The sequence below is a fragment of the Antrihabitans auranticaus genome, from assembly GCF_016481275.1.
Taxonomy (GTDB): domain Bacteria; phylum Actinomycetota; class Actinomycetes; order Mycobacteriales; family Mycobacteriaceae; genus Antrihabitans.
In genome coordinates, this window is sequence record NZ_JAEMNW010000002.1 from 880,149 (window position 1) to 895,264 (window position 15,116).

The following is a 15,116-nucleotide window of genomic DNA, read 5'->3' on the forward strand; positions in this document are numbered from 1 at the left end:
CATCCGGAACTTGCCAGCTCAGATCGGTAAAATCTACTCGCGAGTAGCCACTGGCCTGGAAAAGTGGCTGCGGAGCGACGGTTAACATCATTCCAACTGACCGTGCTCGGCGGCGTCGCTGGAGCAGACAAGGGGACATCACAAGTGTCGACAGTGCGAGAGCCCGAGACCAAGGCAACTGCAGATCCGCCGTCCGATTTTGCCGCCTGGCAACGTGGAGTGGCCGCCGTGCTGGCGAAGGCACGCAGGGTAGATATCAGTGAGCTACCGGAGAACCCCGAAACGCTGCTCGATGTCGTGACCTATGACGGCGTGACCGTTTCTCCCCTCTATACGGCCCGCAACGAACAGGCAGAGACCCCGCTGCCGGGCGAGTTCCCGTTCGTGCGCGGTCGCGACCGCACCCGTGACGTAAACCGGGGCTGGCAGGTCAGCGCACGTTTCGACAACCATTCGGACCCAGCCGCACTGAATCGCGCCATTCTCTCCGCATTGGAGAACGGTGTCAGTGCTGTCTGGCTCGCGGGTGTTGCGGCAGACGACCTCGACAGCGCGCTTTCAGGCGTGCTGCTCGACCTCGTGCCACTCACGCTCGATGCCGGCCAGGATGTCGCGACCGTCGCCGCTCGGCTCTTTCGCCTGCTCGACGAGCGGGCCGACGCCGGAGACGGAGTTGCCGATCGCACGGACATCGCCGTCGGTCTCGGCGCCGCACCGCTGACAAGCGCGTTCGCGGGCACGCCCGACACCGATGTGGCGAGCGCGGTCACACTGGCAGTCGAAGCCATCGGCCGACCCGAGACGGTCCGGGCGTTCACCGTCGACGGAACCGTCTTTCACAACGCGGGCGCAAGTGACGCACAAGAACTCGGTGCGGCGATCGCCGCCGGTCTCGAATATCTCCGGGCACTGACCACAGAAGCGGGTATTCCCGTCGCCGATGCACTCGGCCAGCTCGAGTTCCGCTACGCGGCGACCGACGACCAGTTCCAGACCATCGCGAAATTCCGTGCGGCCCGCCAGGTTTGGGCACGTATCGCGCAAGTGTGTGGTGCCCCGAAGTCCGGTGGCGCACCGCAGCATGCCGTCACGTCCGCGGCGATGATGACACAGCGCGATCCCTGGGTGAACATGCTGCGCACGACCCTCGCGGCCTTCGGCGCGGGTGTCGGTGGTGCGGACGCGGTGACGGTCCTGCCGTTCGACGTCGCTGTTCCGGCGGGCGCACTCGACGTCACAGAGACGTTCGCCGCGCGCGTTGCCCGCAACACCCAACTGTTGCTGCTCGAAGAGTCGCACCTCGGTCGCGTGCTCGATCCGGGCGCAGGCTCCTGGTACATCGACACGCTGACGTCGGATATCGCAGGCAAGGCGTGGTCCTTCTTCCAGGAGATCGAAGCGGCGGGTGGCTATCGCGCCGCACTGGACGCTGGAACGATCGCGGACCGCATCGCCGCGACCCGAGCCGATCGTGAGTCCGACATCGCGCACCGCCAGACAGCGCTCACGGGTATCAACGAATTTCCGAACCTCGCTGAGAACCCACTGCCGCCCGAGGCCGGCGCGACACTCCCCGGAGTTGCGCGGTACAGCGCGGCCTTCGAGACTTTGCGGGACAGGTCGGACAAGTACCTGGCGGACAACGGTTCTCGGCCCAAGGTGCTGATCGTCGCGCTGGGACCGGTCGCCGAGCACAATGCCAGGACCACTTTTGCGGCCAACCTGCTCGCTGCCGGTGGAATCGAGACGGAAAACTCCGGCATGCTCGATCTGGCGAAGATCAGGCACGTCGTCGCGGATGCGGGCACGCCCGTCGCGATTCTGTGCGGGTCCGACAAGCGCTATGTCGACGATGGCGTTCCAGCAGTCGACGCACTCCGTGCCGCGGGTATCACGACGGTCTTGCTCGCCGGTCCGGAAAAGCCCTTCGCGCACGCCGAGGGTGCCGACCGGCCGGACGTCTTTCTCACAGCCCGAATCGACGCAGTCTCGGCTCTCTCCGGCCTGCTGGACACCTTGGGAGCGGCATGACCACGCGCGAAATCAAGCACACCATCGGCAACTTCGCCGAGGTTCCGCTCGTCGACACCCGGTACTCGGATCCGAAGCCACCCACCGCGGAGCAGGTGACCGAGCACATCGCCGCAGGCGCGGCAGCGAACAACTACACCGCTGACGAGGTCGTCTGGTCGACGCCGGAGGGCATCGACGTCCGCCCGGTCTACACCCGCGAAGATCGCGATGCCGTTGCGGCGGAGGGGTATCCGGTCGGCAGCTACCCGGGTTCGGTGCCGTTCCTGCGCGGTCCGTACCCGACGATGTATGTCAACCAGCCGTGGACCATCCGGCAGTATGCGGGCTTCTCGACGGCCGCCGACTCGAACGCTTTCTACCGCCGCAACCTCGCGGGCGGTCAGAAGGGGCTCAGCGTCGCGTTCGATCTCGCGACCCACCGTGGCTACGACTCCGACCACCCGCGCGTGCAGGGTGACGTCGGAATGGCCGGTGTGGCAATCGATTCCATCCTCGACATGCGCCAGTTGTTCGACCACATCCCGCTCGGCCAGGTCAGCGTGTCGATGACGATGAACGGTGCGGTGCTGCCCATTCTCGCGCTCTACGTCATTGCGGCCGAAGAGCAGGGCGTGTCTCCCGAGCAACTCGCGGGGACTATTCAGAACGACATTCTCAAAGAGTTCATGGTGCGCAACACCTACATCTATCCGCCGAAGCCGTCGATGCGGATCATCTCCGACATTTTCGCGTACACCAGCGCGAAGATGCCGAAGTTCAACTCGATCTCGATCTCGGGTTACCACATTCAGGAAGCCGGAGCGACAGCCGACCTCGAGTTGGCGTACACGCTTGCCGACGGTGTCGAGTACATCCGGGCGGGCCTCGATGCCGGCATGGACATCGACTCGTTCGCGCCGCGACTGTCGTTCTTCTGGGGCATCGGCATGAACTTCTTCATGGAGGTCGCCAAGCTCCGGGCCGGTCGTCTGCTGTGGAGCGAACTGGTTGCCAAGTTCGAGCCGAAGAGCGCGAAATCGCTCTCCCTGCGGACACATTCGCAGACGTCGGGTTGGTCCCTGACCGCTCAGGACGTCTTCAACAACGTCGCCCGCACCTGTGTCGAAGCGATGGCAGCGACCCAGGGCCACACGCAGTCATTGCACACGAACGCGCTCGACGAGGCGCTCGCGCTGCCGACCGACTTCTCGGCCCGCATCGCCCGCAACACTCAGCTGCTGCTGCAGCAGGAGTCCGGTACCACGCGACCGATCGACCCCTGGGGCGGTTCCTATTACGTCGAATGGCTGACCCATCAGCTTGCCAACCGAGCGCGTGCACACATCGCCGAGGTCGAGGCTGCGGGCGGCATGGCACAGGCGATCAACGAGGGCATTCCGAAGCTGCGCATCGAGGAAGCCGCTGCGCGCACCCAGGCCCGAATCGACTCCGGCCGGCAGCCGCTGGTCGGCGTCAACAAGTACGTTCCGGACGAGCTCGACAGCATCGAGGTGCTCAAGGTCGAGAACTCGAAGGTGCGACGCGAGCAGCTCGAGAAGCTGGAACGGCTTCGTGCCGAGCGGGATTCGGCTGCGTGCGAAGCGGCGCTCGCGGAGTTGACGCGCGCTGCGGCGTCCGACGAGGGCGGGATGGACAACAACCTCCTCGCGCTTGCGATCAACGCGGCGCGCGCGAAAGCGACCGTCGGTGAGATTTCCGACGCCCTGGAAAAGGTTTACGGACGGCACCAGGCGGAGATCCGTACGATCAGTGGGGTTTACCGGGACGAGGTCGGAAAGGCAGGAAACGTGGCGTCCGCAACCGAACTCGTCCAGAAATTCGCCGACGAAGACGGGCGTCGCCCCCGCATCCTGGTTGCCAAAATGGGCCAGGACGGCCATGACCGCGGGCAGAAGGTGATCGCAACGGCGTTCGCCGACATCGGCTTCGACGTCGACGTCGGCCCACTGTTCCAGACGCCCGAAGAGGTGGCCCATCAAGCGGCCGACAACGACGTGCACGTGGTCGGTGTGTCGTCGCTCGCCGCAGGCCATCTCACGCTGGTGCCGGCATTGCGCCAGGCGCTGGCCGACGTCGGCCGTCCGGACATCATGGTGATCGTGGGTGGAGTCATTCCGCCGGGTGATTTCGACGCGCTGTACGAGGCAGGTGCGGCGGCGATCTTCCCGCCTGGCACCGTGATCGCCGATGCGGCAATCGGATTGCTCGAAAAGCTTGCGGCACAGCTCGGGCACTCGCTGCGCAGTGAGTAAACCCGCAATCGATGTCGAGCAGCTTGCGCAGTCGGTTCGCAACAACGAGCGGGCTGCACTTGCCCGTGCGATCACACTCGTCGAATCGACTCGCGCCGATCATCGCGAACTGGCGCAGCAACTGTTGCTGAAGGTCCTCCCCGATTCCGGGGGATCGCACCGGGTGGGCATCACAGGTGTTCCGGGAGTCGGCAAGTCGACGTTCATCGACTCGCTCGGAATGCGCTTGATCGGGCAGGGGCACCGGGTCGCGGTCCTCGCTGTCGACCCGTCATCGACCCGTACCGGCGGCTCGATACTCGGCGACAAGACGCGAATGAACAGGCTCGCCGTCGAGCGCGATGCTTATATTCGTCCGTCCCCCACCTCGGGAACCCTTGGGGGAGTGGCGAAAGCGACACGGGAAACGATCGTGCTGCTCGAGGCCGCCGGATACGACGTGATCCTCGTCGAGACCGTAGGTGTCGGTCAGTCGGAAGTGACCGTCGCCAATATGGTCGACTGCTTCTGTTTCCTGACGCTCGCCCGCACGGGAGATCAGTTGCAGGGCATCAAGAAAGGCGTTCTCGAGCTCGCAGACGTCGTCGCCGTCAACAAGGCAGACGGTAAGCATCTGACCGAGGCGAAAAGTGCGGCAAGGGAATTGCAGGGTGCGCTGCGCCTGATCTATCCGCACGACGCCATCTGGAAGCCGACGGTACTCACGATGAGCGGACTCGAGGAATCAGGTCTCGCGGAGTTCTGGGAGACCGTCCTGACCCACCAGAAAGTGCTTTCCGCTGCAGGCGAATTCGAGGAGAAGCGGCGCCGGCAACTTGTCGACTGGACGTGGTCTATGGTCAACGATCAACTGCTGCGCCGGCTTTCGGACAACCCGAAGGTGAAGGCGATCCGCAAGTCTGTCGAGGATCAGGTGCGCGACGGATCGCTGACCGCCGCACTGGCTGCGGAGCGGATTCTCGAGTCCTTCGACGGGTAGACCCTGTGCGCGGTCGGCGAGTCCATGGACTCGCCGACCGCGCACAGGGGCGAAGCCCAGTCCTTACGCGGTTCGCGCCGCTGAATTGGCTGCGAGTGTACGGTCGACGAACCCGACGACCTCCGACAACGCATGTGCCGCTTCGGGAACGATGCTCGCCGCGGCCTGGAAGACGTGCACCTGGCCGTGCCACACCTGCAGTTCGCACGAGACTCCCGCGCGGCCGAGTTCGCCGGCGAACCGCTCTGCATCGGCATACAGAATTTCGTTGCTGCTCACCTGGATCAGGGACGGCGGCAATCCGGCGCAGTTCGCACCGACGAGGGAACGCGGCACAACCGGTTGCGCGGCGACGAAGCCCATGAACTTGCGTGCGAAGTACTTCGAGAAAAGTGCGTCGCTCGCGGCTGCACCCAGCTTGGTCCCGAGTTCGAACTCGGTCGGCGGTGAAATCGAGACGATAGCACCCGGCATCGGCAAGCCCTGCTCGCCGGCAACGATCGCCGTCATGAAGACCAGGTATGCACCCGCGGAGTCACCGGCAAACACGATCTGCTCCGCGGGAACGCCCTCGGCGAGCGCGTGGCGGTAGGCATCCAGGCAGTCGGCGACACCGTCGTCGATGCTGAATTTCGGCAACATCCGGTAGTCGACGCCGATGACTTCGGTCGACAGATCGCGCGCCAGGCGCGAGATGAGCTGGGAGTGCAGGTGGCGACCACCGACGATGAACGCGCCGCCGTGCATGTAGATCATGTACCGGTCACCGCGGACGTTCGCGGGGGTAGTGATCTCGGCGCGGCAGTTCGGCAGCGTGATCTGGCGCCGTTTGGTGCCCGGCACAGAGCGCAGAGCGCGGCCGACGTGGTCGACGACCTTGTAGGGCCAGGGCAGACTCGGCGCAAGCGCCCATATGTTGATCGCGGGTTTCACCGTGGCACGCAGGCCGATATCCAATGCGCGCGCTTGCAGACTTGTACCCGCGAATTCGTTCCGGACGAGGCTGTTCTGTGCGAGGCCATGCCCGCGGAGGGCCTGCCTGACCTGGCTGGGACGCTTGCTTCGACTGGCAACCACGTTGTTGTAGCCCTCCTGAGTGTCGGCCGTGCGGAACCCGCAGGTGCGCAGACGCCATCGTCTGCACCGGCCTATTGTCAGAAACAAGTATTGCTCCCGAATCCATCCGTGTCTGTAGGCGGATTGCACGAATGTTGCGCAGTCGTTTGTTACTCGTGACAATGCGAACCATGGCTTATGACCTACCGCCCTTGGCGCCCGACGCACCGATATTCATCAGGGTCCTCCCGCGGCTCCGCGAACTCGCCGAGGAAGCGTTTGCAGCGGCGCTGGCAGCTGTGCCCGAAGCCGTCCGGCTGTCCAATCACGAGTCGGCCCAGGAAATGGTTCCGCTCACCCTCGAAGGAGCGGGACTGTTCCTCCGCGGCCTCTATGAACAGAAGCCGGTGACCAGGGCGGAACTGGGCAATGCCGAGGTGCACATCGCGCGCCTCGCTGAAGACGGCATCCCGCTCACAGCCGTGATCGGTGCCTTTTTCGGGGGAATTCAGACCTTTTGGACGGCGATCAGCGAATCGGCAGCACCCGAAGATTCGGCCGACCTCGCGGCATTCGGCTCGCACATGCTCGCGTATGTACAACTGATCAGCTTGGTAACGGCGGAGACATACGGCTCGGTTCAGCAATCGATGTTCGGTGCCGAGCGTGAGGCACGCCGGTCGTTGTGCTCCGCGCTGCTGCGCGGCGAATCGGCAACAGAACTCGCAGCACATGCCGGCGTCACGTTGGCCGGAAAGTACGACGTCGTCACCATCATTGCGGGCGTGACACATCCGCCGATCGATGCCGCCGCGACGCTCGTCACGCGACGGTGGGTGCGCTGGGCACAGGAGCTGCTGGACGACCTCGCCGGCGGGCCTGTTCTCACCACTTTCGACGGTGTCAGTGGGACAGCGTTGCTGCCCGCCGGTGCGGTGAGCGCAGCCCGCGTCGAGTCACTCGCAGATACGCTCGCGGTCCGGTTCGGTGTCGACGTCTATGTCGCCCAATGCAATTCCGTTGGGCATGCCGACATCCCAGCCGCCGTTCGGGAGAGTACCGACGTCGCCGACCTCGCACGGCGGCTCGGCCGGCGCACCGGACTGCACACGCTTTCGGACATGCTGCTCGAGTATCAGATCACTCGACCCGGACCCGCGCGCGCCCTGATCATCGAACAGTTGGCACCGGTCATCGAGCAGCCACACCTGATGGAGGCTTTGGATGCACACATCAGGCACGGCCTGGACCGCAAGTCGGCCGCCGGCGAACTGCACGTACATCCGAACACGTTCAGCTATCGACTGCGGCGGGTGGCCGACCTGACGGGTATCGACCCCAGCGACCCGTACGGGTCACGACTGCTCGCGGCGGCACTGACAATCCATCGTGCGCTGCCGATCGACCCCTAGCTCGCCCCGAGCGCGACGGCGGCCTCGGCGGTATTGACCAGGAAGGTCAGGGTTTCCTGGAAGTACAGCTGCACGTCTTCGGCGGTGTGGCTCAGGTAGCCGATCGAGAGATCTTGGCCCAGTTGAAGATCGAAGTCGCCACCGCGTGTGGTGAGGACGAACGCACCGTCGATCGCCGGCGCCCAGATGATGTCGCCTTCGATTTGGCGGCCGATGTGCTCGCGGATCGGGTATCCGTGGTCGGAAGTTTCGCTGACCACCGTGTAGAGGTCGGCGCTGAGAAGCACGCAATACGGCCCGCCCACGCCGGCGAGCCGAAGTTGGCTCAACGCATGCGCAATCGCCTCGGGAACCAGCCGCGGATCGCTGGGCAACTGGACCGACTCGCACGAGGACGTCGCGCGAATGCCCGTAATCCCCGCAGCGGGATAACCTTCGAAAATCGCCCTGTCTTCGGCGAACGCGATCTTCTTCGCTGCGTCGCGCACGGGGTCGAGATCCGTATCCTGCGCGCCCCGTTCGACGTTGTCGATTTCGTCCCGGGACAGCGTGAAGGGAACCCGGAGTTCGACGAGCGGCGCGACGACGCGTTGGCGGGCTTCCACACCGGTGTCCGGTGCCGCGATTGCCGTCGTCCGGCCGAGGCCCACGGCAGAGAAGTCGGTGCCGTGCGGTCCGGAGACATCGACCACGCGGCGACCGGCGATGTGGCGCTTGAACGTTCGCGTCGCTTCTTCCTCGATCGCGGTCCACGCCGGTGCGGTGATCGGTGCCAGATCCCGATACAAATTGTTCATGACGACGTGACGCTCCTTTTCAGGCTGCCGATGTCGAGCGATCCGTTCGTCATCGGTATGTGGGGGACTGCCGAGGTTGCCGAAATCGGGGGTGGCGGAAGAGCATCGAAAAAATCCACGGCCGGCGCGAAGAACAGAGTGCCGGTCACTGCCGTCGAAAAGTCGAGGATCCGGTCGTGAGTAACGTCGCCGGAACCGACGAACATGTTCTCCAGCATTGTTTCCGTCACTGCAGGAGTTGCGGCGTAACCGATGAAGTACGTACCGAATTCGCCGGACTTGATGCTGCCGAACGGCATATTGGCGCGCAGAATCTGCCGCTCGTCACCGTTGTCGTCGATGACCGTCGTCCTCGCGACGTGTGAATCGACGGGTTTGACCGTGTCCGGCAGTTCGTAGTCGTCCAGTTTGGTTCGGCCGATCACCATTTCTTGTTCTTCGACGGTCAGCAACTTCCAGGTCGCCATGTCGTGCAGATACTTCTGAACGATCACGTAACTGCCACCGTCGAATTCGGGGTCTTCGGCGCCGACGAGCGCGGCAGAGTAGGCGCCCCGGCCGGTCGGGTTCTCGGTCCCGTCGACGAAGCCGAGCAGATCACGCTGTTCGAAATACCGGAAGCCCATCGTCTCGTCGACGATTGTCGCTGCCGCGCCGAGACGGTCGGCGATGGTGGTCCCGAGTTCGAAACACGCGTCCAGCGATTCGGCCTTGATGTGGAAGAGCAGATCGCCCGGTGTCGACGGGGCCTGGTGCCGCTCGCCGGCAAACTCGGGAAATACGTGTAGCTCCTGTGGTTTCGGCCCGCTGAACAGGCGGTCCCAGGCAGCGGATCCGATCGCGGTGACACAGGTCAACCCGGTTCCGGGAAGGCGAAAGCCGACAGACCGTTCGAGGCCTGCCACGTCGGCGAGCAGATCGCGAACGATCGGTTCGCCACCCTCGTCGATGGTGGCGACGAGGAATACAGCCGCTCGCGTCAACGGGTCGATGATCGCCTGGGGTTCGCCCACGCCCACCACATTAGCCACGCTCGGAGAGATCGGCGCATGCATTCGGCTCGCTAGATGCCGAAGATGCGTGCTGCGTTGGCGAAACAGACAGAACGGACCCACTCGTCGCCCAATTCGAGCCGCGTCAGAGCAGTCAGAGCCTCGACGTAGGGATACGGGATATTGGGGAAGTCACTGCCGAACAGGATCCGGTCGGACAGCGCCTGCAGCCGCGGCAGCTCGTGGCGACCGAATGGAATGCCTTCCTCGGTGAAGTCGGTGAAAGCCATTGTGGTGTCCAGCAATACGCCGTGATACTGATCGGCGATGTCGAGAAACTCCGAATACTCGGGCATTCCCATGTGCGCAATGATCAACCGCAGGCGCGGGGTGCGGGCGAGGACGGCGCGGATCGGATCGGGGCCGGTGAACGTTCCCGGTGCCGGGCCGGAACCGCAGTGGATGACGATCGGAACCTGTGCGTCTTCGAGCATGCCCCAGACCGGATGCAGCAGCGGGTCGTCGGGGTGATAATTACCGACCTGTATGTGCGACTTGAAGATTCGCGCACCCGCGGTCAGGGCGTGTTCGACGTAGCTCTCGACTCCGAGTTCGGGAAAGAAGGTCGCCGTCTGCAGGCAATCCGGTGTGCGGGCGGCGAATTCGGCCGCCCATTCATTGAGCCAGGCGGCCATGTCCGGCTTGTGTGGATAGATCATCGATGTGAACGCTCGAACCCCGAACTCGCGCAGCTGTTCCACGCGCGCGTCCTCGTCGGTCCGATAGCGAATCGGCCACGGTCGGCCGGTGAGGGGGCCGGCCGAATCGAAGTAGTCCCACACCTTTTGCAACACCCGGTCAGGCATGAAATGCGTATGGATGTCGATCAGTCCGGGCAAATCGAGTTCGCGCCAGAACTCGACTACCGCGGTCGCGTCGGAGTTCACGACGCCACCGGCGGATAGAGCGTGCGCGCCCAGGAACCGATGCGCTCGATCAACAGATCGAAGAATGCCTCGGGATCGGTCTGGGTGGCTATCTCGGCGTTCGGCGGTCTGCCCCACATGCCGGTCAGGTCGGCGACAGTCATCCCGCGTGTCAACGTTCCGGTCAACTCGACATCCACCGTCACCGGGCGGGTCGTCACGATCGACGGGTCCAGCGCGACTGCGGCAGCGAACGGATCATGCATGTGCGCGAGGAAACCCTGCCCGTGGTCTCGGTGAAAGTTCATGTAGAACCGGACCGCGTCGCTGAAGTGCCGCACGATCGGGTTGGTAGCCGTCGAACGCGTGGCTTCCGAATGGTCGGCCGAAATTTCTTCGACCGGAACACTTCCCGCCGTCTGCGCGAGGCGTGCAACATGGTCGGGCTTCATCTCGATCGTCTCCGTGAGGTCCAGCGAGCAGATGATCGGCGGCAGCGCGGCGGCGGAGAACGCGTCGAACACCACCTTCGCTGCCTCGGGATCGACAGAAATGTTCCATTCGGCGGTCGGCGTGGTGTTTCCCGCGTAATGGAACGCACCTCCCATCACGACCAGGCGACGGAGTAGCTGCGGCAGTTGCGGTTCCGCTTTCAGCGCGAGTGCAAGATTCGTCAGCGGACCGGTCACGAGGCCGGTCACCTCGCCGGGATGGCGGCGCGCAACGTCGACCCACAGGTCGCTCGCCGAACGCGCAGACAAGGCACGATCCGACGGCGGCAGTTCGGCGTACCCGATGCCTCGTGGTCCATGGGTGTCCTCGGTCGTGACCAGCGGAACGACCAGGGGAGTGAGCGACCCGAGCGCAACTTCGATCGGACCGGCCCTACAGACATCGAGCCAGGCGAGATTGTTGGCGGCGACCACGGGTGCCGCGACATTGCCCGCCGTCGACGCGATGCCGACGATCTCGGCGTCCGGACTCGCGAGCAGGAAGAGCAGGGCAAGGGAATCGTCGATCCCGGTGTCGACGTCGACCATCACTCGCGCGGTTGTCACCGTTGCATTCTCACATCACCCAGTCGGCGGGATCGGCGCCCCACTGCCGTGCCGGTGCCGGGAAGTCTGCGTAGGCCGCGAGTGCCGGTCGCGCAGTGCGGATTCCGCCGTGCTCGACAAGAGTGTCCGCTCCCGGGTTTGTGGGTTCACCGGGTTGCTCGCTTCTGCCGGGTGCTGCCAGGAGGTCGGCAGCCGTGCGCGCGAGCGCGGCTCGCACGTCAGTGCCCCGACCGACGCGCACACGGTCGGTCAAACCATCGACTACGCCCGCGGCGAGCAGGTAACCCGTCGCGTGGTCGAGCGCCTGAGCCGGAAGGGCGCCGGGTGGGTCGGCGCGCTCGATCAGTGCGATACCCGAAGCGGCCTGCACGATGCTGTCGAAGCCGCGGCGGTCGGCCCACGGACCGGACTCACCCCATGCGCTGACGCGGGCGTCGATGATTCCGGGACGCACGACGGCCGGATCGATCCCGAACTTGTCGAATGCGCCCGGCCGGTAGCCGGTCACGAGCACGTCGGCGGCGGCGAGCAAATCCCGAAACCTCTTGTGGTCCTGTGCAGACCGCAGATCGAGCAGTGCCGACCGCTTGCCCTGTCCAGTCTCGAGGTGCTGCCACGGAATTTCCGGCAATTGCGGCGCATCGATGCGGAGCACATCGGCGCCCACAAGCGCCAGCGCTCGCGTCGCGGTGGGTCCGGCGATCACACGCGTGAGGTCGAGTACCTTGACTCCGTCGAGCGGGCGGTCGAGGGTCGCGCTTCCGGCATTCGCAGCGCTACCGCTATCGGCTCGGGGTGTCGACCCGACGAGAGGACCCGTTGCTGCGGCCTGGCCCTGGGCGCTCGCTGCCCACTCCGCTTCCGTCCGAACTCGCACAGCGATGGCACCGGCACCCGCGGCGTCGCTCTCGACCGCGTCGGCAGAAAGGCCCCGTAAGCGACGGGTGGTTGCTGCGCGGTCGGCGTCGCCGGGCAGTCCGAGTACGCCCAGTAGGCGGGCGCGGTGATGCGGATAGTTGGCGTGCGTGCGGATCCAGCCGTCGGCAGTTTCGAAGAATCCGGACAGTTCGGCGAAACCGGAGATCGGCTCGCCGTCGATCCGCATCAGCCGGTCGCCGAGGAAAGACGCGGCCACCCTGCCCGGCTGCAGGTCCGATTGCACCGGCGCCAGGCCGAGGGCCACCCGGTAGCGATCCACGGCAGCCTCGAACACCGCGACCGACTCCACTGCAAGGGCAAGCACAGGGAGATGCGCCGACAGGTAGGCCACTCCTACGCCACCCGTGTCCGCCGGAGCGTCAGCGCAGCGAAGCCGACCCACGAGGTCACGACCGCCGTTGCAACCGCTATCCGAATCAGTCCGAGCGCACTCTCCGGGTAGATGACGCCGGTGAGGTAGTGGTCGATGAATCCGCTGGACGGCAGTCCGGCCTGACCCGCATGGTGGCGGGCCCAGTTCTCCAAGTCGGTGAGGGGGCACTCGATGCCGATCAGCACGGCGCTGAACCCCCAGCCGACCGCGGGAACGTGCAGGAAAATCAATGCGCGCCAACGCCATGCGAGGAACCCGCCCACCACGACAAAGCCGACGAAGACGAGATGTACGACGACGGTCGCGTCGGCGAGTAATCGATACAGCATCTCGGGAACCACCTCCCTGAGTCCATGCTATGACCGTGCACAAGAGCAGTGCCACGTCGCCTCCCGCAGCTATCTCGTAATAGCACCTCGACACCTGGGCGATCTTTGGAAGGATTGGGTCAGCACCCCGTCGACGTGGGACGCGCGCCGATCACGGGAGCCAGTTGAATCCGATTGTGATTGGAGCGATTCTATGAATCCGTTGAAGCAGGTCGGGGCCCTCGTCACCAAACCCGTCGATGCGATCAGCAAGGCCCTTGCGACACCGACTGGATACACGACGCCGTCCGGCTTCGCACGGCTCGTTCGCCCCGGGCCGAAACTGGCAGAGGTCGTGCGGGGCAAGATACTGCTGATCACGGGCGGATCGTCGGGCATCGGCCGCGCGGCCGCGATCGAGGCCGCGGCGGCAGGCGCAACCGTCCTGCTCGTCGCGCGCGGCGAGGAGAAGCTGCAGGAAGTGGCCAACGAGGTCCGCGTCGCCGGTGGGACCGCGCACGTGTACCCGTGCGACCTGAGCAATCTCGAGGCGATCGACGAGCTCGTCGCGCAGATCCTCGAAAAGCACGGGCGCGTCGACATCCTCGTCAACAACGCGGGTCGTTCGATCCGCCGCTCGCTTGCGCTGTCCTACGATCGTTTCCACGACTTCGAACGCACGATGCAGCTGAACTACTTTGCGCCGCTTCGCCTGATGCTCGGTCTGCTGCCCGGTATGCGGGAGCGGAAGTTCGGGCATGTCATCAACATCTCGACGGTCGGCGTGCAGACCCGCGTGCCACGTTTCGCGGCCTACATCGCGTCGAAGGCTGCGCTGGACACCGCGTCGGATGCGTTCCAGGCCGAAACACGCGATGAGAACGTGCATTTCACGACCATCCACATGTCGCTGGTGCGGACCCCCATGATTGCCCCGACCACGCTGTACGACAACTTCCCGACGCTGACGCCCGAAGAGGCCGGACACGTGGTGTGCGAGGCGATCATCGAGCGGCCGCGCAGGGTCAGTCCGGCGTTCGGCCGCGTTGCGTCGTTCGCGGATTCTTTGACGCCGGAGATCATGGACGTCGTCCGAAATCGGGGTTTCAAAATGTTCGGCGATTCGGCATCCGCGAAGGGCGAAGACACCGAAATCTCCGGCGCCAAGAAGGCATTCGTCGATGCGACATCAGGCAACTACTGGTGACGGGTGCGTCAGCGAAAGAAGTGCGTGATGGGCCGGTCCTGTAGCCGGCCCTCGACGAACACATCCACCTTCTCGTTGTAGAACGCGACGAGACCCGCGATCGGCAAGAGCTCCCGCGTCGGAAAGTCGTAGGACCATGCCAGGTCTGCGTAGGTCGCGGACCCGGTGGTGATCGACCAGTAGCCCGTGGTCGTGCCCTTGTACGGGCAGGACGTGACGGTGGCGGTCGGTGTCAGGCGGCCGAAGTCGACTTCCGCGCGGTTCAGGTAGTACCGGGTGGGTAGTCCGGTCTCGAAAACCATGACTGGAGAGGCAGATTCGGCGAGGACGAACCCGTCCAGTTCGATTCGTACCGACCGCGTGGACCGCAACGCATCCACGCGGGTGTACGGGTCGCGTGGGTGCACGAAGACCTCTTCGTCCTCCTCGAACCACGAGTCGACCGCGGTCCAGTCGATTCGCGCCATGCCTGCGAGGCCAGGCAGCGAATCGTCGGTGAACACACGGACCGAGCCGGGCCGATCCGCAGAGCCGACCCGTAAGCCATGGCGGCGCACGCTGCCGCGGCGCAACCGGTGGGTGTGTTCTTCGTCGACGACGAATTCGGTGTCGATGTCGGCAACGGGAATGTAATAGTGCGGATAGTTGGGCCACTCCCAGACATACAGCGCAGCGGTCGTGTCGAGCACCGTCTTCCCGTTCAACCGCGCGCGAATTCGGCGGGGTACAGGCTCGACGCGATCGACGGGCGTGTGGATCTGCGGGTAATCGCGCACTTTGTTC

General features: G+C 64.8%; 13 protein-coding genes. 5 read left to right on the plus strand and 8 right to left on the minus strand.

Annotated elements, in window-relative coordinates:
* Window positions 1-144: 144 nt before the first annotated feature.
* Genes JGU72_RS12140 through meaB form a run of 3 tightly spaced genes read left to right on the plus strand, consistent with a single transcriptional unit; the run spans window position 145 to window position 5,265 of the window.
* Window positions 145-2,031, plus strand: coding sequence for a methylmalonyl-CoA mutase family protein (locus JGU72_RS12140; RefSeq protein ID WP_307828403.1), 1,887 nt, complete (start codon window positions 145-147; stop codon window positions 2,029-2,031).
* Entirely contained in the window at window positions 2,028-4,286 is a 2,259-nt protein-coding gene (gene scpA / locus JGU72_RS12145) for a methylmalonyl-CoA mutase (RefSeq protein ID WP_199684150.1), read from the plus strand. The genes JGU72_RS12140 and scpA overlap by 4 nt, the downstream gene beginning before the upstream one ends.
* Complete coding sequence (meaB, locus tag JGU72_RS12150; RefSeq protein ID WP_199684151.1) at window positions 4,279-5,265, plus strand: methylmalonyl Co-A mutase-associated GTPase MeaB; 987 nt, start codon at window positions 4,279-4,281, stop codon at window positions 5,263-5,265. The genes scpA and meaB overlap by 8 nt, the downstream gene beginning before the upstream one ends.
* 63 nt (window positions 5,266-5,328) lie before the next feature.
* Here the strand turns inward: meaB and JGU72_RS12155 are convergent, their stop codons facing one another.
* The gene (locus tag JGU72_RS12155; RefSeq protein WP_199684152.1) at window positions 5,329-6,342 is read right to left on the minus strand and encodes an alpha/beta hydrolase; all 1,014 of its coding nucleotides are present in this window, start codon (window positions 6,340-6,342) and stop codon (window positions 5,329-5,331) included.
* A gap of 170 nt (window positions 6,343-6,512) precedes the next feature.
* Here JGU72_RS12155 and JGU72_RS12160 point away from each other — a divergent pair, with 170 nt between their 5' ends.
* Window positions 6,513-7,733 (plus strand): PucR family transcriptional regulator, encoded by a 1,221-nt coding sequence (locus JGU72_RS12160; RefSeq protein ID WP_199684153.1) that lies wholly within the window; start codon window positions 6,513-6,515, stop codon window positions 7,731-7,733.
* On the opposite strand, the gene JGU72_RS12165 is transcribed toward JGU72_RS12160, so the two are convergent.
* Genes JGU72_RS12165 through JGU72_RS12190 form a run of 6 tightly spaced genes read right to left on the minus strand, consistent with a single transcriptional unit; the run spans window position 7,730 to window position 13,147 of the window.
* Window positions 7,730-8,530, minus strand: coding sequence for a family 1 encapsulin nanocompartment shell protein (locus tag JGU72_RS12165; protein WP_199684154.1), 801 nt, complete (start codon window positions 8,528-8,530; stop codon window positions 7,730-7,732). The genes JGU72_RS12160 and JGU72_RS12165 overlap by 4 nt on opposite strands.
* Window positions 8,527-9,543 carry a Dyp-type peroxidase gene (locus JGU72_RS12170; protein WP_199684155.1) on the minus strand — a complete coding sequence of 339 codons (1,017 nt, stop codon included), beginning with the start codon at window positions 9,541-9,543 and terminating at the stop codon, window positions 8,527-8,529. The genes JGU72_RS12165 and JGU72_RS12170 overlap by 4 nt, the downstream gene beginning before the upstream one ends.
* Window positions 9,544-9,593: 50 nt before the next feature.
* A complete protein-coding gene (locus JGU72_RS12175) occupies window positions 9,594-10,469 on the minus strand; it encodes an amidohydrolase family protein (protein ID WP_307828404.1) in 876 nt (291 codons plus the stop codon).
* Window positions 10,466-11,506 carry a nucleoside hydrolase gene (locus JGU72_RS12180; RefSeq protein WP_307828405.1) on the minus strand — a complete coding sequence of 347 codons (1,041 nt, stop codon included), beginning with the start codon at window positions 11,504-11,506 and terminating at the stop codon, window positions 10,466-10,468. Before JGU72_RS12180 ends, JGU72_RS12175 begins: the two co-directional genes overlap by 4 nt.
* 10 nt (window positions 11,507-11,516) lie before the next feature.
* Window positions 11,517-12,776 carry a CoA transferase gene (locus tag JGU72_RS12185; protein WP_307828406.1) on the minus strand — a complete coding sequence of 420 codons (1,260 nt, stop codon included), beginning with the start codon at window positions 12,774-12,776 and terminating at the stop codon, window positions 11,517-11,519.
* A 2-nt stretch (window positions 12,777-12,778) separates the two neighbouring features.
* Window positions 12,779-13,147 (minus strand): DUF2784 domain-containing protein, encoded by a 369-nt coding sequence (locus tag JGU72_RS12190; RefSeq protein WP_199684157.1) that lies wholly within the window; start codon window positions 13,145-13,147, stop codon window positions 12,779-12,781.
* Between the two features lie 193 nt (window positions 13,148-13,340).
* On the opposite strand from JGU72_RS12190, the gene JGU72_RS12195 reads away from it, so the two are divergent.
* On the plus strand, window positions 13,341-14,333 hold the full coding sequence (locus JGU72_RS12195) for an SDR family NAD(P)-dependent oxidoreductase (protein ID WP_199684158.1): 993 nt from the start codon (window positions 13,341-13,343) through the stop codon (window positions 14,331-14,333).
* An 8-nt stretch (window positions 14,334-14,341) separates the two neighbouring features.
* On the opposite strand, the gene JGU72_RS12200 is transcribed toward JGU72_RS12195, so the two are convergent.
* Window positions 14,342-15,109: a DUF427 domain-containing protein gene (locus JGU72_RS12200; RefSeq protein WP_199684159.1), complete on the minus strand. Its 768-nt coding sequence runs from the start codon at window positions 15,107-15,109 to the stop codon at window positions 14,342-14,344.
* Window positions 15,110-15,116: the final 7 nt, after the last annotated feature.